This window comes from Paraburkholderia suaedae (assembly GCF_040812055.1).
Classification (GTDB): Bacteria; Pseudomonadota; Gammaproteobacteria; order Burkholderiales; family Burkholderiaceae; genus Paraburkholderia.
In genome coordinates, this window is sequence record NZ_JBFOAH010000014.1 from 121,851 (window position 1) to 138,242 (window position 16,392).

Genomic DNA, 16,392 nt, shown 5'->3' on the forward strand with positions numbered 1-16,392 from the left:
GGGTAGCTACCCCACAGAGTTTGAATTCTCTATCTCCTGAACACTTACCTAAACAACCCATCGCCTTTGCGACGACGGTTGCTGCTATCAGAAGATCTGCGGTTCCCGATAGCGAGCAACAACGAAGTCGACAAAACTTCGCACGCGCTGCGTTATGTAACGACGCCCCGAATAGAGCATCCACATAGTGCGCTCGTCGCCTTCGAGATCGAAACAGTCAAGCAGCAGCTTGAGCGCGCCCGCACGCAGTTGCGACTCGATCAGCGGCCGCGGCAGGCGCGCAACGCCGAGGCCCGCCAATGCTGCCCGTTTTACCGCCATCAGGTTGGGCGAAGTGAAGATTGGCTGCACGGCGACTCGACGGGGACCGCGAGCATCGCGGAATTCCCAGTGGCGAGTCGCTACGTTCGACGCGAGCAGAACGTTATGCTCGGGAAGGTTCTGCGGGACCTCTGGCGGAGCGTGCCGCGCAAGGTACGTTGGCGACGCAACGATTACGTCGCGACACTGCGTTAGCGGGCGGCAGATCAGCGACGAATCTCGCAGCCGGCGTTCGGCACTGAACCACACGTCATGATCGTTGCCGTCAAGATCCTGCGTGCTTGCGAAGACCGTCATTTCGAATCTCACGCCCGGTTCTGCCGCGTGATATGCGGTCAGTAAATCGCTGAGGTAGGTGGCAGCAAAGAACTCCGAAGCCGCTATCTTCAGCGAGCCGACCGACTCCTGCGTTCCGGACGAGACGCTCGTATCCAACATGTCGAGTTGCGTTAACAGCTCCGTGCATCCTTGCAAGTAGGCTTGACCCGCCTCGGTAAGCGATACACGCCGCTTCGTCCGGTTGAGCAGGCGTGTGTTGAGGTGAGCCTCGAGCGTCGCAACGCCTCGTGTCACGACGGCACTGGATACGCCGATTTGCTTCGCCGCAGCGGCAAAGCTCAGCGATTCGGCGACTTTTGCAAACATACGCATGGCGTCAAGCTGGTTCAAGGCAATTTCACAAAAGATGGAGGCTCACTTCACTAACTTACCTCCGACAAGCTGACGCAAAGCAAACCGTGCGATTACAGCTTTGATAACATCGATGTAAAATCGGCCCACTCTTCCTCTTCGTGTGAAGAAAAAGTGATTCAGCGCACACGCGTGAAGCAGTTGAAAGCCGGCACGTCCATACATCCGGCGTTTCAGAATTTTTCCGGCGATTGACGTGGCATTCGACCATGCCATTGACGTAGGGCTTCTACGGTGCGCCGCGAATGGCATCGTAGTCGTGGCCGATCCCTTCCGCGAATCTTCGCATCACGGGTACACCGTTTGCCAGCGCCCTTTTTGTCAATCCTTGATTGCGCTTTTTCGAATAAAGTCCGCTCGGCTTGAACCGATAAACATGCACTGAGATTCGTTTTCGGCTCAAAGCGGGCATCCTGAGCCGACGTATGCATGAAGTTTGCCTCGCATGCATAGCCGCCTTGGCGACACAAGATCTCAGCTTCACGTCGAAGAATCAATGGCTAGTACTGGCTGCTTGCCGCAGCAGGGTCCAAGCCTCTATACGGCGGCAATTTTGCCTGCTCGTGACATGTTCAACGCAAGGGTTCCACAGATATGAAACTGTCTTTTGCCCAGAAGCTCTGGCTGCCGCTCATGCTGAGTTTGCTGTGTCTCGGTGGAATATCGATCTATAACGCTTACCAGACAAGAGAAACGCGGCTGGCAGAGCGCAAGGCCGACCTGATACACGCGTCGGAGCTCGCCCTGAGTATCGTCAAGACGTCTGGCGAAGACGCGGCTACCGGTGCCATGCCTTTGGCGGAAGCCCAGAAAAGGGCCATGGACCGCATCCGGAACATGCGGTACGGCGAGGCTGGCTATTTCATGATCGTCAATTCGCAGCCGAAGGTCCTGATGCACCCGATGCAAGCGGAGATGAATAACAAAGACGTCAGCGACTACACGGATCCGAACGGTGTTTACCTCTTCAGAAATATGGTTGCTGTCATCAAGCGCGACGGCAAGGGCTTTACCGCATTTGCGGGTAACAGGCCGGGACGCACCGGAACTTTCCCGAAAATTGCCTACAGCGTAACCTACCAACCGTGGGACTGGATTCTCACGACGGGGCTCTATGTCGATGACCTCGATGCGGCATTCCGCTCGTCGCTGTACCAGAGCCTGGGAATTCTCGTGGTATTGGCCGGCGTTTTATCGGCTGTTGCAGTACTTCTGAACCGCGGCATCCTTCGCTCGCTGGGCGGTGAGCCATCCTATGCTGCGGAAATCGCCAACCAGATTGCCAATAATGATCTGACTGCCGTGGTACAGACTGCACCGAATGACCGCTCGAGCCTGCTGTTTTCAATGAAGCGCATGCAGGAACAACTCACGCAAACAATCGGCACGATCAAGGTTTCCGCCGATTCGATTGCCACCGCCACGCACCAGATTGCGGCGGGCAACCAGGACCTGTCGCAGCGCACCGAAGAGCAGGCCGCCTCACTCGAGGAAACGGCGTCCAGCATGGAGCAGCTGACCTCGACCGTCACGCAGAATGCCGACAATGCCAGTCAGGCCAACCAGCTTGCGGCGCAGGCGGCCCAGGTGGCCGAACAGGGCGGCACTGTGGTTTCGCGCGTGGTCGAAACCATGGAGGGCATCAACGCCAGCTCGGACAAGATTGGCAACATTGTCGGCATCATCGAGGGTATCGCCTTTCAGACCAATATCCTCGCGCTGAATGCGGCTGTCGAAGCAGCCCGTGCGGGAGAGCAGGGACGGGGTTTTGCCGTAGTGGCCTCGGAGGTGCGTTCGCTGGCGCAGCGTTCATCAACGGCAGCCAAGGAAATCAAGGAGCTGATCCACGATTCCGTGGAGCGGGTCCGCACAGGCGCCAGCCATGTACAGGAAGCCGGAACGAAGATGCACGAGATCACCCGCGAGATCCGGCGCGTGACCGACATCATGGGTGAAATCACCGCCGCGTCGCAGGAACAAAGCAAAGGCATTGGCCAGGTCAACCAGGCCGTCACGCAGATGGATGAGGTCACGCAGCAGAACGCGGCCCTGGTCGAACAGGCGGCGGCGGCCGCCGGTGCGCTCGAGTCGCAGGCGAGCGATTTGAAAGCCGCTGTTTCGATGTTCAGGCTGCACGTTTCGCACGACCCCGGCACGGGGAGAGACGCGCAGACGCATCCGGCGGCTCCAGCGCGCGCCAGGGTGCCCGCGAGGGGAGCCGTGAAGCGGTCAACTCTGCAGCCCGATCTGGTGGCGCAAAGCGCTAGGGGCGAGGAATGGAACAGTTTTTAGGCGGTCCCTCACGCGGCCGACTGGCCGGCAAAGCGAACCGCATGCTTCGGTGCCGGCACCGGGGGATCGCACGCTCCTTTGTATAACGTCGAAGCCAGAGACGACACCAGTAATTAGCGCAACAAACGCCGTGCTCCAACGGATACGGGCGCGGCGGACTGGCCGGCATTCTGAGCAGGTCTGAAGTTGAACAATATTGACAACATGCTGGGCCAAGGTAGTCGAGTTCATGGCCGCTAGTACAAAGAAAATGGGCGCTCTTGGAGCGCGGACCATGGTTCTCGGCAAGTTTATGGACGCCGCCCTGACGCATCTCACGACGTTGCAGCGCGTCGAGATCACCCGGTCATTCCGGCAGGGCATCGAAGAGGCCCTGTCGTTGATGGACGATGTGTCCTTGCCCGCCGAATATCACCCGGCACTGCTTGAACTCGCCAATGCCATTCTCGCCACCCCTGGGTCGGAAATCGGAGAGGCGCGTAATTGCAATTGGACAAGGCGCGGTACCTGCCCGATTGGCATCGACAATAAGGGAACGGAAAGGGAAGCGTTCAATTGAAGGCAAGAGTACTTTCGCCGGCCATCATCGACGGTCAACCGGCGCCGGACAGCGAAGCGGCCACACCGGAACACGTCTACCTCGGGCGGCAGCCAATTCTTGACCGCAGCGGAGCATTGAACGCGTTCGAACTGCTGTTCCGCTCCGGCGCCGCCAATCTCGCCCGAATCACGGATGACGCCGATGCCACCACGCAGGTCATCACGAGACTTATCGGCGATATGGGCCTTCGTGCTGCGCTGGGCGATCACGCCGGCTATGTGAACGTCGACCGCACGGTGCTGATGTCCGACATGGTCCAGCTGTTGCCCGCTGAGCGCTTCGTGCTCGAAATTCTCGAAACGGTGACGTTCGACGAGGCACTCTTCACGCGCTGCCGCGACCTGCGGCGCGCAGGCTTCCGGCTCGCACTGGATGATGTTTCACAGGTGTCCCCGCGCCTGCTCGCGTTTCTGCCGTACGTCGATGTCGTCAAGATCGACTTCATCGAATGCCCGCGCGAGCACCTTGCCGAACTGGTCCGCACCGTCAGGCAGCACGGAAAGGTGTCGATTGCCGAGAAAGTCGAAACACCGGAAGACCATGATGCCGCCATGTGCGCCGGCTTCGAACTGTTTCAGGGCTACCACTTTGCGAAACCGCAGGTGCTGACATCGCGGCGCACCACACCGTCGCGCGACGCGCTGCTGCGCCTGATGGTGCTGCTGAGCGCCGAACCCGAGATTGCAGAACTCGAAGCGGAACTTAAGCGAATTCCGAACCTCGTCATTCAATTGTTGCGTCTGCTCAGTTCCAGCACGTTTTGGCTTGCCACGACGATTTCGTCGATGCGCGAAGCGATCATGGCAGTGGGCACGCGGCAAATCACACGCTGGTCCCAGTTGCTCCTGTTCGCGGGCGGTCGTCCCGATGCGTTGCGATCCGATCCCCTCGCGCAGCTGTGTGGCACGCGCGCGCGATTCATGGAACTTGCCGCCGGCCGGCTGCGGCCCGGCGACGAGGGGTTTGCCGATACCGCGTTCATGACGGGCGTGTTCTCGCTGGTTCATGCGCTGTTCGGCGGGACGATCGAGGACATCGTGTCCACACTGCCAATTCACGCGGAGATCCGGCGGGCACTGCTGGAACGGCACGGCGAATTGGGTCTGCTATTGAACGCCGCCGAGGCGGCCGAATCGGGGGAGATCATGGCAATCCGCGCGGCGTGTCATGCGCTGCCGATCTTCACCCCCAACGAACTGACCATGCTCGGGCTTGCCGCCGCCGCTTGGTACGACGATCGGATGCGCGGCCATCCGCACACCACCCGCACCGCGCGTGGGTGTACCACCACCGAGCGAAGCAGCCCGTCCAGGCCTGGGGGCCCCTGAGACTTCGCCCTCCGGCCTCCAGGTCGGTGACATATATCTGAAATGTCCTTTATTTCACATAGATAGGGCGGACAAGGAGGATTATTTGTGCAGACCAGCGCTGCAACCAGGCGAGCGAAAAACAAAATGCGTGCTTCGGCTCGTCGATTTGATGATGGCTGAAATTGCGGGAGGTAAGCAGGGACAGGTCTGAGAGAAGGGGAATTATCCTGAGCGTGACCTTTCAATGGATGACACATTTAATGCGGGTCTATGACCGGGCGGGTCGCCGTTAATGCCTTTGCAGGTGCGCTTGAATTTCGCGCGCATCGAGGGCCGAGAGATCTTCGTTGATCTCCTCGAAAATCAAGTGACGCGTCCCCTCGCTCAGACGCGCGTGCAGCATCCCGAGAAACTTCGGCTCGACGGCAAATCGCAATCGCTGATACCGCTGATGGAGCCGTCCCTGTTCGATGTGGTCGGCGACGGTCTTCGCGAATTTTTCGCGATCCTTCTCGCTCAGCGCCCGCCCACCAGGGACGACATTGACGAGGTCTTCGACTTCCCGCAGGTCCAGTTTGAGTCCTGGTGTCTCGAAGATTCGTGCGCGGCTGCCGTCGGCAACGACAACCCAGGTAGTGACAGCCATGATGCGCCTCTCAGTGTGATTGGTCGCTGGCTCGGCGGGCATCGCCAATCGTCGCGTCACGCTAGCGAGCTTGCCGGTCAACAACACTCTATCTCCAACGCCCATCGATGACGGACCGTGGGGCCTCCCCTCGCTCCTGCGCGAGCGACGGATAGTCGGTATATCCGCGCTCGCCGCCTCCGTAGAACGTGGACGGATCCGGCGAATTGAGCGGAGTGCGCGACCGCACGCGTTCCGGGAGGTCGGGATTGGCGATGAACAAGCGTCCGAACGCGATCAGGTCCGCGTTGCCGTCCTCGAGCCATCTTTCCGCACTGCCGCCGTCGAACCCGCCCGCGACCATCAACACGCCACGATAGGTGCGGCGTATCATCTCGCTCATGCGTTTCGCGCGCTCTGTGAAAGCGACATCCTCACCGGTCGCCGCCAGCGCGGGATTCACGATGTGCAAATAAGCTAGCCCGTATCGATTGAGCTTCTCGATGACGTAGGAAAAGGTCGCCTCAGGATCGTCATCATGCATGTCGTTAAAGGTGCCGAGAGGGGACAGCCGGACGCCGACCTTTTCCGGCCCCCATACTTCGCAAACCGTTTCGATCACCTCGAATAGCAGCTTGGCCCGACGCTCGCTCGATCCGCCGTATTCGTCCGTGCGGCGGTTCGTGCCGGACAGCAGAAACTGATCGAGCAGATACCCGTTCGCTGCGTGCACTTCGGCGCCGTCCATACCGGCAGCCTTTGCGTTGCGCGCACCCCTTGAGTATTGGCGCACGAGATACGGCATCTCTTCGACCTGTAGCGCGCGAGGCGTGACGCAGGGCGCGACGACACCTTCGCCGCGCTCGTTCTCGATGAATGCCTCCGCTTTTGGCCGGATCGCAGACGGCGCAACGGGCAGCATTTCATCGGGCTGCAACGAGGGGTGCGATATGCGTCCGACGTGCCACAGCTGCATGAACATCAACCCGCCGGCCTCGTGCACGGCGTCTGCCACGAGCCGCCAGCCTTCGACCTGCTCGCGAGAATGAATCCCGGGCGTCCATGCGTAGCCCTGCCCTTGCATCGACACCTGCGTCGCCTCGCTGATGATGAGCGCGGCCGTTGCGCGCTGCGCGTAATAGCAGGCGTTGAGCTGCGACGGTATGTTGCCTGGTCGGCTCGCGCGCGAACGCGTCAGGGGCGCCATCACGACACGATGACGCAAGTTGTAGGGTCCGACTTTTACGGGTTCGAAGAGCTTGCGCAGCGAGACTTGCTCGTCGAGCTGCCCGGCGTCCCCGGGCGCGATTTCCGTCTCAGGCATATTCGCTCCTTGTGTCTTTGATTCGCGCCGAAAAGTGCTGCCATGGACGCGTCAATGCGTCGGCGTCAGATCACATCGACTGATCCCGCTTAGTACCGACGACCGACTAAGTTTGCCTCTTTGCGGATTGTTCGGGCTCGGGGTGAACGGCGATTGGATCGCTCGCAGGAAAGGTCTCTCCGAGCGCTTCGTCGAGTTGTTCATCCAAGGTCATCGGCGCTTCCTGCGCCTCAACATTTGACTTCCGGATGTCGACGCAACTTCCCTTTGTCATGTAGCGCTCCATAAGGAATCCAGCGGAACCTCCGCCATCGCACCGGCGTTGCGCGCATGCAATCACGGCCGTTGGAAGCGGAGATCGTCACCTCCAGCACGCAGATCAAAAATCGCGGCATGACGACATTGAGATCGACGTCACTGATCTTTGGATTGGCGAGAGATGGCGCGTGCGTGAAGCAGGTGATGCTCGACACCACGAATCTCGCATCCGCTCGCGAAGGCATGAACACTCTCCAATGTCGAACTGCGCGTCGATGTGATCGACGTCCACACGGAATAATCCGCATAAATTGTCGGGGTGCCGATCCGGCCCAAACGCGAACTTTACATAATTCACGATCACAAGCCTGATGCAGCGCAGCGATGCCTATGCTGTCGTACCACTGTCGTTCAGGCTCTCCAGCGCCTTCCTCAGGCGTTCCTCCTGATCGTTCGTGAGGGACGTCTTTAATACCTTTCCGCCGAAAGGCTTCAGCTCTGGCAGGACCTTGTCGAAATTCACGCTACGCACCAGGATGAAGAGCGCCGACGAACCCGGCTCAATGTTCTGGCCCGTCGAACGCATGAAATCGTCATCGATTCCATAGTCCGAGAGCGCGCCCGACAATGCGCCCGTGCCAGCACCAATCGCCATGCCTGTTGCCAGCCCGACGAGGGGATTGAGCAACATCAGCCCCACCAGCGCACCAAATAGACCGCCCCAGGCCGCGCCACTGACAGCGCCGATCTTGACGAGATCGACGGCTTGCTTGAGGTGTACCTTGCCCTTCGCGCTACGGACCACGATGCAGGCATCCTCAAGGTCGATCAGATGTTCCTTTTGCATCTGCTGGAGTTTGGTCAACACCTGGTCGGCTGTTTCTTCGCCTTTGAAGCTTACAACGACTAGATCGCTCATCGATTTGCTCCTTTTCTCCGGGAAATAAGCCGCGGCTCTTCCGCGGGAACATGATTGAGTTCATGCTCAGTGCCGCGCTCAAGCCGGTCGTTGAGAGTTTGACCGGGCCATTGACGCGACCACATGACATCAAGACTAGGTTCTTGCCGCGTGCACTTCTTCCTCATTCCTGCAGGACGTGTCGGATCTCTGCGCTTCGAAGCTGTGCCTTGCCTTGTCGGCATGTTGAAGAAGAATGGAGTGCAAGTATTCGAAGGGCCCGCGTGCAAGGACTGCTTCGCCACGCTGGGTTTTTACAACGCGCGTCGGTTCGACCAAGTCAGTCGCGTGACATTCGAGAAGGACGGTTCGCGGCTCAGCAAAGCGAAGCCGCATACCTCCCCCAGCCACGGCATTCGTCAAACGGGCCAGGTCAACAGGTCGAAATTATTGTTCTAATCAACCCCGTGGCCAGCATAACTACTTCGAGACTCTTGTAGCTCTGGTTAATTCGTGAGCGCGGAAGTCCCGCGGTCGTTGTTTTTCTCGCAACTTCCCAAAAAATGACTAGCTACCGACGTTTCGGTGGGCAAGCCGGAATGCGCGAGGGGTCACACCGGTATATCGATGAAATACGTCGGTGAAATGCTGCTGAGTCCGAAACCCCGCGCGTGCGCCTACCTCAACCAGGGGAATCGTCTCCTTGCACAACATCGTCCTGGCAAACTTCACTCGTTCGAGTGTCACGTACAGATGGGGCGAGTTACCTGTCGCTGTTTTGAAAACGCGTGCAAAGTTCGAGGCACTCATGTGCACCAGCACTGCGAGTTGCTCGACCAAAATGGTTTCGGCTATGTGATCATGAACGAAGACTTGAATGCGAGTCAGCATTTGACGCGTAAGTGGCGTGTCCGGCTCGGCCGCGCCAGCACAGCGCCCGTAGCGCAAAGCGATGTGCACCGAGATGACATCGGCAAAAGCGTCGGCGCAGGCAGCGTCGATGAGATCCGCGTTATGCAAAGCACCCAATGTATCCACGGCCTCGCGTAGGAACGGATCCCAAGACGTAGACCATTTCGGGACCGCGCAAAACGCCTCTTGCGAGACTTGTCCAAGTACGCCTGCTTTGAGTGTGATAACCCATCCGTTGGGATTGCTGTCAGCGATCGCGGCCAACGTCGCACACGTCGGAATGACTGCGGTAAATGGTGAACCTATCAGGATCGAGTGACGCATTCCGAGGTCGTCGTAGCCCGCAGCATGCACAACAGTGGTACCTGTCGGTGCAACGAGCTGAAATCCCGGCATCAAAGTCAGCCCGCGGTCGGTAAAAGCAACATTCATCGGTTGGCAGCGTAATTCGTGAGCCGGGTTCGATCTGGTAGCCTGATTCATGACAAGCATGGCTCTCGTTTCTACCTCGTCCTTACCGAAAGGTTAGGCCAAGTTCAGGGCTGCTTAAGACGGATTCGTCATATGGGCGACCCGACATCGGTTGGTATCGCTGCTGAGCGATACCGCTCGGCAACTCGGCGACGCTGGATCGCGTGTCGGCCGCGATTCAAACCCCATGCATCCTTTCAGAATTCATTCGGCAGGCTGACGCTAGCCGGATATCGCGCAGCGCAAGCGTTGTGGCTGCACGCGCGATCGAAAGTTCATGTCAGAACGCCTCACGGCAAGCTATAAGAAGCGGAGAGGGATAGTTTATTTCTTTGCGAAGGCCAGCTTGGATGCCGATCTGCACCCCTTATGAATGAACGCAGAATTGTGAAACGTATGGCAGAAACGCGAAAGAATCGCAGGTGAACGAAGCATACACTCAAGTTCATCACCTGACGTACAACTGGAGTCCCACATGGATGAACTGCTTGGGCGCGCTTGGTGGATGCTCATTCTGCGCGGCACCTTAGCGCTGCTGTTCGGCACACTCGCGTTATTCTGGCCCGGTCTTACTCTTCTACTGCTTATCACCCTCTTTAGCGCCTACGCAATCGCCGGCGGCGCTGTCGCGATTTTCGCGGCCATCCGCTACCGCGCGACGCACGGCGGCTGGTGGGTGCCCTTGCTGCTCGGCATCTGCAGCATCGGCGCCGGTGTAATAGCCGCGTTGGTGCCGGGCATTACCGCCCTCGTGCTGGTCGCCGTAATCGGCGCAAACGCAATAATCACCGGCGTATTCGACCTGATCGCAGCAACGCGGCTGCACAGGCGCCTGCGCAACGCGTGGATGCTGGTGGCGACAGGAGTGCTGTCCATGCTTTTCGGCATCTTCGTGTTGCTCTTTCCAGGCGCCGGCGCACTAGCGCTCGTCTGGCTGATCGGCGTGTATGCGTTGTTCACGGGCGCGCTGCTCTTCGTAGTCGGCATCACTGCGCGTGCCTGGCACCACGAGAACCTGACCGGCGAGCCACACGCGCCATTGCATCCGTGAATGCACCGCTCATGGGCCACGCGTGGGCCACGAGGTCAAATCCGCGGGCGATGCCGCGCCGGGCGTGCCTTGGCATCAGGAGGTCGAATGCGCCGCCCGTCATCTCCAGTGGTCCAGCCTCAGGTCTGGCACTGGCGTACCTCACGTAAGGAGAATGACATGCCTCTGGATCTGGACAAATGGAACCCGTTCCGGTTTTTACGCTCGCACGCGCAAAAAAGCGCATCGGGCGGCGCCGGTGCGCCGCGCCCCGGTCAGCAAAGCGCCCGGCAAAACGCGCAACAGACTGGCACGCAAACGGGTAACGGGACGCCGATGAATGTTGGTGCAGCGCCGGCATCACTCGCGGCTGCCAGCTGGGCGCTGCCTGATCCGATTCATCTTTTCGCCGAATTGATCCGCGATCCGTTCGGAGGCCGTGGACCGCTCGGAAGCTGGTTCGGCGACTTTAGCGCGAGCGAGTTTCAACCGCGGATCGACGTCACCGATGAAGGCGACGCACTGCGTATCGTCGCTGAATTGCCGGGCATGACGCGCGACGACGTCGAACTCGAAGTGATCGACGACATGCTGATCGTGAGTGGCGACAAGCGCTTCGAATCGTCTGGCGAAGAACAGGGATGCTATCGGGTCGAGCGGTCGTTTGGGCATTTTCAGCGCGCTGTCCCGCTGCCCGCGGGCGTCGATCTCGATCGGGCAGAGGCCAGATTTGAAAACGGCGTGCTAACGCTGCGCGTCCCCAAAGCAGCCGGAGAACCGGCAGCGAAGCGGCGCATTGAGATCAAATGACGCCATCCGTCGGCGATGGAACTGGTCAGTTTGCGGGCGCTGACGGCCGCGCTTGGAACTGCATTCGAAGAACCCGGACGGCAACTGGCTGGAGCGTCACATCGAGCATCCCGCCATATCCATCGGAGACACGCTGCATTGCCTGCTGCTGGTAATGCGCGACGAATCAATGCGCCGGCCAACGCGACAAAGGACGATGGGATTCGCGTGAATCGGTTCGAGTGCAGCGCGAGCCCAGCACGCAAACAAGGCGAAATAAGCAGCAAAACAGATATTTTCCACCCACCCCCCACCCAATACCCGCGCAGGAAGCGATGCCCGCACGGACGAAAAGGAGATCATCATGGCCGAGTGCAGCGTTTGTGGAAAGCCCGCAACCTCACAGATCACGATCACCGAAAACGGTCAACGCCGTCAGCTGATGCTGTGCGATGAACACTACATGGAGTTCATGACGCGTAATCAGCGCCACCTGTCGCCGCTCGAGTCCCTCTTTCACGGCGGACTGTTCGACAGTCTGTTCGACGACATGTGGCCGCAGAGGGAAAGCGGCCGGGGCACCCGGTTCATCGGACCCTCGCCCGGACAATCCGGCGGCGCGGATCAGGGTACAGCCGCCGGCAGCGGGCAAATGCGGGAGTCAGCGGGCGCACAGCCAAGCGGGCGGCCACACCGGCATCGCCGGGCCCGTGAAGCGGTGGACCTGCAGACGTACCTGAGCCAGAGCGGTCTCGACCGCCTGCAAGCCGCAGCGCAAGCCGCAGTCGAGTATGGCAAGAACGAAGTCGATACGGAACACCTGATGCTGGCGCTTGCCGATAACAATGTGGTGCAGGAAATCCTGCGCGAATTCAAGCTTGATCCCGAAGAGATCAAGAAGACCATCGACCAGACCGCGCCGCGCGGCACCCGCAAGCCGCCGGGCGATAACGAGCAGATCGGCGTGTCGCCGCGCGCCAAGAGTGCGCTGGAAAATGCGTTGAGGTCGTCTTTGGAACTGGGTCACAGCTATGTCGGCCCAGAGCACATTCTGATTGGACTCGTCGAGGAAGAAGACGGCTTTGCCGGTGAATTGCTGCGCAAGCTCGGGCTGTCCCCACAATCGATGCGGCAAAAAGCAGTCAAGGTGGTCGGCAAGGGTGCCGAAGACGGCAAGATGGAAGACCGCTCCACCACGCCCACGCTCGACAAGTACGCGCGCGATCTCAGCGCGCTTGCGCGTCAAGGCAAGCTCGATCCCGTGATCGGCCGTGACAAGGAAATCGAAACCACCATTGAAGTGCTAGCGCGGCGGCGCAAGAACAACCCGGTGCTGATCGGCGAACCCGGTGTGGGCAAGACCGCGATCGTCGAAGGTCTGGCGCAACGCATTGCTCAGGACCAGGTGCCGGAAGTGCTGCGCGGCAAGCGGGTGGTCGAATTGAATATCAATAGCGTCGTGGCTGGCGCGAAGTATCGTGGCGAGTTCGAGGAGCGCGTCAAGCAGGTACTGGATGAGATCATCGAGAACCAGGACCGTCTGGTTGTATTTATCGACGAACTGCATACGATTGTCGGCGCGGGACAGGGCGGCGGCGAAGGCGGCCTCGATATCGGCAATGTCTTCAAGCCAGCGCTCGCTCGCGGTGAGTTGCACCTCGTGGGTGCGACCACATTGAACGAATACCAGAAGTACATTGAAAAGGACTCGGCATTGGAACGGCGCTTTCAGCCCGTGATGGTGCCTGAGCCTGGCGTCGAGGAAACGATCGAGATCCTGCGTGGCCTGCGTGACCGGCTCGAAGCACATCACAAGGTGAAAATTACCGAAGAGGCGATTGCTGCAGCGGCAAAGCTCTCGGACCGCTACATCGCGGCGCGCTTTTTGCCGGACAAGGCAATCGATCTGCTCGATCAGGCCGCCGCCCGCGTGCGCATTTCGTCGAATTCGCGTCCGCAGCCATTGCACGATATCGAGGGGAGCATCCGCCGCATCAAGCAGGAACAGGCCGCGGCTAGCGTTGCAAAGCAATTCGATAAGGCGAAGGAACTGGAAGAACGACTCGTCGCGGAACAAAAACGCCTGCATGAAGCCACCGAAACATGGAAGAAGGAGCGCGGCACCAGTTCGCAGGAAGTGACGGCGGAAGACATTGCGCAGATCGTTTCGTCGCTCACGGGCGTACCGTTGTCTGAACTCACGGCCGAGGACCGTGAAAAGCTGTTGCGACTGGAAGACCATCTGAAGGAACGCGTAGTCGGGCAGGACGAAGCCATTTCCGCGGTCGCAAGAGCAGTGCGGCTTTCGCGCGCCGGTTTGACAGAGGGCGGTAAGCCGACTGCAAGCTTCCTCTTCCTTGGGCCTACGGGTGTGGGTAAAACCGAACTCGCGAAGGCGCTAGCCGCATCGGTGTTCGGCGACGAGAACGCGCTGGTGCGCATCGACATGAGCGAGTATTCCGAGCGTCATACGGTGGCGCGGCTGGTTGGCGCGCCGCCCGGATACGTCGGCTACGAGGAAGGCGGGCAACTCACCGAGCGCGTGCGGCGCAGGCCATATTGCGTTGTGTTGCTCGATGAAATCGAAAAGGCGAACTCGGAGGTGCACAACCTCCTGCTGCAACTGTTCGACGAAGGGCGGCTCACCGACGGCAAGGGACGTCTGGTCGATTTCACCAACACGATCATCATCGCGACCAGCAATATCGGCTCGCAACTGATCCAGGACAACATGAAGGCAGACTCGAAGCAGCTCGACTACCCTGAACTGCGCGACCGGTTGATGGAAATGCTGCGGCATCATTTCAGGCCCGAGTTTTTGAACCGGGTCGATGAAGTCGTCGTGTTCCATGCGCTCGGCAAGGAACAGATCCGCCGTATCGTCGACCTGCAGCTTGCTCGCGTACGGCGTACGGCGCTGGCCCAACACATCGATCTGTCGTTCGACGACGCGTTGCGCGATCATCTTGCGCAGATCGGCTATGACCCCGAGTTTGGCGCGCGGATGCTCAAGCGCAAGATCCGTCTTGAGGTGGAATCGCAACTCGCCGATGCGCTGTTGCGAGGCGACGTGCGCGATGGCGACAAGGTCACAATGACTTACGATTCGGGTACACGCTCTGTGCGTGTGCAGAAAGGAGCCTCGCCCACAGAAGCGCGCAGCGACGCGTCAGAGCAGGCACCGGCACATGCGTGACGCTGGCGTGATTGAGAACGCGACGCCGCCCGCCGGTGCGGGGGCGTCGCCCTCACGATTCAAGTTCACCTGCCACGACCTCGTCGCGATAGCACCAGATCCACGTTTCGCCGGGTTCAATTGAACGTACGAGCGGATGACCGGTCGCGTGAAAATGCCTGCTTGCATGCCGGTTGGGCGACGAATCGCAGCAGCCGACGTGTCCGCAAGAAAGGCAAAGCCGCAGATGTACCCACGGCTGGTTGAGCTTCACGCACTCCTCGCAATAGTCGATGGACGTGTGGAGGATGCGGGCTTCGCGGAGGTGCGTGCAACCGGAGGTCATGATCGTGCTCCTCGGACAGGTATGCGCTGACGTGCGCGGACCAAGGTTACGGGTCCGTTCAAGCGCTATTCAGATAGCGATGCACCAGCGCCACAGCCATTGCTCCCTCGCCGACTGCCGACGCCACGCGCTTGATCGATGCGTGACGCACGTCGCCCGCTGCGAATACGCCGGGCACATTCGTTTCCAGATGCAGCGGCGCGCGTTCCAGAGGCCAATTCAGGTTTGCCCGATATTCCTGCAGATCGGGACCGGTTACGAGATAGCCGGCTTCATCGCGAACGATGCCGACCTCCTGCGCCCATTGAGTCTGCGGGACGCCGCCAATGCAGACGAATAGCCAGTTCGTTCTTACCGTGCGGGCCCGGGCGGTTCGCACATCGGTCAGCGTGATCTCCTGCAACACGTCGCTGCCAGCGAGCGCGGTAACTTCGGTGCACGTGCACACTTCAATGTTCGACGCCGATGTGATGCGATCCACCAGGTATTGTGACAACGTGTTCTTGAGCGATGCGTCGCGCACGAGCATATAGACACGGTTGGCGGACTGCGAAAAGTGCATGGCGGCCTGTCCCGCCGAATTGCCGCCGCCCACCACATATACGTCTTCGCCATGGATCAGCGCGGCCTCACTGGCGCCAGCGCCGTAATAAAGGCCTGCGCCGAGAAAGCGCTCTTCACCTTCCAGTCCTAGCGTGCGATATGCCACGCCCGTCGCGCAGATAGATGTGCGCGCTGTGATACGCGTGCCGTCTTCCAGATACACGATGCCCTGGCCCGGCGGGAACTCCGCGTGCACGCCGGCGCGCGCCAGCAGGATTTCGGCCCCGAACTTGACGGCCTGGTCGTGTGCCCGTTCAGCGAGCTGCGCGCCGCTCACGCCCTGTGGAAAGCCGAGATAGTTCTCGATCTTCGAACTGCTGCCCGCCTGGCCGCCCAGTGCCCAGCGCTCCACCAGTACGGTATGCAGTCCTTCCGATGCACCGTACACCGCGGCGCTCAATCCCGCCGGTCCTGCGCCGTAAATCGCAAGATCGTAGGCTTCACGGGATGGACTTGCAAACCAGCCGAGCTTCTCGGTGATTTGCCGGATGGTCGGACATTCGAGCCGCGTTCCGTCGTGAAAAACGCACACGGGCAGGCGTGAATCGGAAAGATGCTGCACGTGCGCCAGTTCCTCAGCTTCCTTGTCGCTCCCCAGTTCGATCCATTCGAACGGTATGTCGGAGCGATGCAGGAAGTCGCGTATCGCGTAGCCATGTGCGCTGCGCATGCGTCCATAGATCCTGACCATGAATATGCTATCCACCTTTGAGGACGTCACGACCTTGTTTTCTCCCGCTTCGCGAG

The 16,392-nt window shown here is 59.8% G+C and carries 15 protein-coding genes and 1 pseudogene; 7 read left to right on the plus strand and 9 right to left on the minus strand.

The annotated features are described in order from the left end of the window. Positions 1 to 87: 87 nt before the first annotated feature. Positions 88 to 759: a substrate binding domain-containing protein gene (locus ABQJ48_RS19915; protein WP_367839772.1), complete on the minus strand. Its 672-nt coding sequence runs from the start codon at positions 757 to 759 to the stop codon at positions 88 to 90. Between the two features lie 54 nt (positions 760 to 813). Then, positions 814 to 972 (minus strand): annotated as a pseudogene (locus tag ABQJ48_RS19920) (helix-turn-helix domain-containing protein); the annotation flags it as partial. Between the two features lie 633 nt (positions 973 to 1,605). Here ABQJ48_RS19920 and ABQJ48_RS19925 point away from each other — a divergent pair. From ABQJ48_RS19925 to ABQJ48_RS19935, 3 genes are all read left to right on the plus strand, one after another. Then, positions 1,606 to 3,303, plus strand: a complete 1,698-nt coding sequence (locus ABQJ48_RS19925; protein ID WP_367839714.1) for a methyl-accepting chemotaxis protein — start codon at positions 1,606 to 1,608, stop codon at positions 3,301 to 3,303. A gap of 274 nt (positions 3,304 to 3,577) precedes the next feature. Continuing rightward, positions 3,578 to 3,862 carry a hypothetical protein gene (locus ABQJ48_RS19930; RefSeq protein ID WP_367839715.1) on the plus strand — a complete coding sequence of 95 codons (285 nt, stop codon included), beginning with the start codon at positions 3,578 to 3,580 and terminating at the stop codon, positions 3,860 to 3,862. Continuing rightward, on the plus strand, positions 3,859 to 5,232 hold the full coding sequence (locus ABQJ48_RS19935; protein WP_367839716.1) for an EAL and HDOD domain-containing protein: 1,374 nt from the start codon (positions 3,859 to 3,861) through the stop codon (positions 5,230 to 5,232). Before ABQJ48_RS19930 ends, ABQJ48_RS19935 begins: the two co-directional genes overlap by 4 nt. Positions 5,233 to 5,503: 271 nt before the next feature. Here ABQJ48_RS19935 and ABQJ48_RS19940 read toward each other — a convergent pair whose 3' ends face one another. The 4 genes from ABQJ48_RS19940 to ABQJ48_RS19955 form a co-directional block, all read right to left on the minus strand. Continuing rightward, a complete protein-coding gene (locus ABQJ48_RS19940; protein WP_367839717.1) occupies positions 5,504 to 5,941 on the minus strand; it encodes a host attachment protein in 438 nt (145 codons plus the stop codon). Between the two features lie 7 nt (positions 5,942 to 5,948). After that, positions 5,949 to 7,163 (minus strand): alkene reductase, encoded by a 1,215-nt coding sequence (locus tag ABQJ48_RS19945; protein ID WP_367839718.1) that lies wholly within the window; start codon positions 7,161 to 7,163, stop codon positions 5,949 to 5,951. A 106-nt stretch (positions 7,164 to 7,269) separates the two neighbouring features. After that, positions 7,270 to 7,437: a hypothetical protein gene (locus ABQJ48_RS19950; RefSeq protein ID WP_367839719.1), complete on the minus strand. Its 168-nt coding sequence runs from the start codon at positions 7,435 to 7,437 to the stop codon at positions 7,270 to 7,272. A gap of 372 nt (positions 7,438 to 7,809) precedes the next feature. Beyond that, positions 7,810 to 8,340, minus strand: coding sequence for a DUF1269 domain-containing protein (locus ABQJ48_RS19955; RefSeq protein WP_367839720.1), 531 nt, complete (start codon positions 8,338 to 8,340; stop codon positions 7,810 to 7,812). Positions 8,341 to 8,580: 240 nt separating this feature from the next. Between ABQJ48_RS19955 and ABQJ48_RS19960 the strand changes: the two genes are divergently transcribed. After that, the gene (locus ABQJ48_RS19960) at positions 8,581 to 8,778 is read left to right on the plus strand and encodes a hypothetical protein (protein WP_367839721.1); all 198 of its coding nucleotides are present in this window, start codon (positions 8,581 to 8,583) and stop codon (positions 8,776 to 8,778) included. 108 nt (positions 8,779 to 8,886) lie between these two features. Here ABQJ48_RS19960 and ABQJ48_RS19965 read toward each other — a convergent pair whose 3' ends face one another. Next, entirely contained in the window at positions 8,887 to 9,714 is an 828-nt protein-coding gene (locus ABQJ48_RS19965; RefSeq protein WP_367839722.1) for a helix-turn-helix domain-containing protein, read from the minus strand. Positions 9,715 to 10,177: 463 nt separating this feature from the next. Between ABQJ48_RS19965 and ABQJ48_RS19970 the strand changes: the two genes are divergently transcribed. The 3 genes from ABQJ48_RS19970 (at position 10,178) to ABQJ48_RS19980 (ending at position 14,717) form a co-directional block, all read left to right on the plus strand. Next, a complete protein-coding gene (locus tag ABQJ48_RS19970; RefSeq protein ID WP_367839723.1) occupies positions 10,178 to 10,753 on the plus strand; it encodes an HdeD family acid-resistance protein in 576 nt (191 codons plus the stop codon). A gap of 159 nt (positions 10,754 to 10,912) precedes the next feature. Further along, positions 10,913 to 11,542, plus strand: a complete 630-nt coding sequence (locus ABQJ48_RS19975; protein ID WP_367839724.1) for an Hsp20/alpha crystallin family protein — start codon at positions 10,913 to 10,915, stop codon at positions 11,540 to 11,542. A gap of 343 nt (positions 11,543 to 11,885) precedes the next feature. Next, entirely contained in the window at positions 11,886 to 14,717 is a 2,832-nt protein-coding gene (locus tag ABQJ48_RS19980) for an ATP-dependent Clp protease ATP-binding subunit (RefSeq protein ID WP_473094159.1), read from the plus strand. Between the two features lie 52 nt (positions 14,718 to 14,769). Here the strand turns inward: ABQJ48_RS19980 and ABQJ48_RS19985 are convergent, their stop codons facing one another. Both ABQJ48_RS19985 and ABQJ48_RS19990 read right to left on the minus strand, forming a co-directional pair. Continuing rightward, a complete protein-coding gene (locus ABQJ48_RS19985; RefSeq protein ID WP_367839725.1) occupies positions 14,770 to 15,042 on the minus strand; it encodes a UBP-type zinc finger domain-containing protein in 273 nt (90 codons plus the stop codon). A gap of 58 nt (positions 15,043 to 15,100) precedes the next feature. Continuing rightward, complete coding sequence (locus tag ABQJ48_RS19990) at positions 15,101 to 16,336, minus strand: NAD(P)/FAD-dependent oxidoreductase (RefSeq protein WP_367839726.1); 1,236 nt, start codon at positions 16,334 to 16,336, stop codon at positions 15,101 to 15,103. Between the last annotated feature and the right edge of the window lie 56 nt (positions 16,337 to 16,392).

What these genes read in the sequence shown, in the direction of transcription:
- ABQJ48_RS19915 (WP_367839772.1), bottom strand. Translation starts at nt 759, where the DNA reads ATGTTGGATACGAGCGTCTCGTCCGGAACGCAGGAGTCGGTCGGCTCG.
- ABQJ48_RS19925 (WP_367839714.1), top strand. Translation starts at nt 1,606, where the DNA reads ATGAAACTGTCTTTTGCCCAGAAGCTCTGGCTGCCGCTCATGCTGAGT.
- ABQJ48_RS19930 (WP_367839715.1), top strand. Translation starts at nt 3,578, where the DNA reads ATGGTTCTCGGCAAGTTTATGGACGCCGCCCTGACGCATCTCACGACG.
- ABQJ48_RS19945 (WP_367839718.1), bottom strand. Translation starts at nt 7,163, where the DNA reads ATGCCTGAGACGGAAATCGCGCCCGGGGACGCCGGGCAGCTCGACGAG.
- ABQJ48_RS19950 (WP_367839719.1), bottom strand. Translation starts at nt 7,437, where the DNA reads ATGACAAAGGGAAGTTGCGTCGACATCCGGAAGTCAAATGTTGAGGCG.
- ABQJ48_RS19955 (WP_367839720.1), bottom strand. Translation starts at nt 8,340, where the DNA reads ATGAGCGATCTAGTCGTTGTAAGCTTCAAAGGCGAAGAAACAGCCGAC.
- ABQJ48_RS19965 (WP_367839722.1), bottom strand. Translation starts at nt 9,714, where the DNA reads ATGAATCAGGCTACCAGATCGAACCCGGCTCACGAATTACGCTGCCAA.
- ABQJ48_RS19970 (WP_367839723.1), top strand. Translation starts at nt 10,178, where the DNA reads ATGGATGAACTGCTTGGGCGCGCTTGGTGGATGCTCATTCTGCGCGGC.
- ABQJ48_RS19975 (WP_367839724.1), top strand. Translation starts at nt 10,913, where the DNA reads ATGCCTCTGGATCTGGACAAATGGAACCCGTTCCGGTTTTTACGCTCG.
- ABQJ48_RS19980 (WP_473094159.1), top strand. Translation starts at nt 11,886, where the DNA reads ATGGCCGAGTGCAGCGTTTGTGGAAAGCCCGCAACCTCACAGATCACG.
- ABQJ48_RS19985 (WP_367839725.1), bottom strand. Translation starts at nt 15,042, where the DNA reads ATGACCTCCGGTTGCACGCACCTCCGCGAAGCCCGCATCCTCCACACG.
- ABQJ48_RS19990 (WP_367839726.1), bottom strand. Translation starts at nt 16,336, where the DNA reads ATGGTCAGGATCTATGGACGCATGCGCAGCGCACATGGCTACGCGATA.